The organism is Bradyrhizobium aeschynomenes (genome assembly GCF_013178945.1).
Lineage (GTDB): Bacteria > Pseudomonadota > Alphaproteobacteria > Rhizobiales > Xanthobacteraceae > Bradyrhizobium > Bradyrhizobium aeschynomenes.
In genome coordinates, this window is record NZ_JABFDM010000032.1 from 1 (window position 1) to 557 (window position 557).

Annotated in this window: 1 protein-coding gene; it reads left to right on the forward strand. The window is 67.7% G+C overall.

What is annotated here, in order from left to right:
- Nucleotides 1–557, forward strand: a 557-nt coding sequence (locus HL666_RS33835; protein ID WP_172185804.1) for a transposase, incomplete at both ends; no start/stop codon positions are given.

Here is a 557-nt window from a genome sequence, read left to right on the forward strand (position 1 = left end):
CGCCGCAATCTCAAGCGCAAATTCCTCGATCTCGAGAACGCGATCCGGCACTCCTTGAAGGCGTTCGGCATCCGGCTCAACCGCGTCGGCCGCGGCGGATTTGCGCAGGCCGTGCGCGACGCGGTGGCCGGCGACGCGCTGATCAGCGAGCTGATCGATGCCATGCTCAATGCCCGTGCGGCGCTGTGGAAGGAGTACTGTCGGCTGCACGGCCTGGTCGTCAAGCTGGTCGCCGGACACGAGCTGTGCCGGCGCTTCATGCAGATTCCAGGCGTCGGGCCGATCGCCGCGCTGAGCTTCATGACGGCGATCGACGATCCGTCGCGCTTTCGGCGGTCACGCGATGTCGCGGCGTATTTTGGCCTGACGTCGCGGCGCTGGCAGTCGGGCACCTCGATCGATGTGCAGGGGCCGATCAGCAAGGCGGGCGACGCCGATGTGCGGCGCGCGCTCTACGAGGCGGCGAGCGCGCTGCTGACGCGCTTCAAGCGTCGCGACAAGGTGAAGACCTGGGGACTGGCGGTTGCCAAGCGGTCTGGACACCGCAAGGCGGTGGT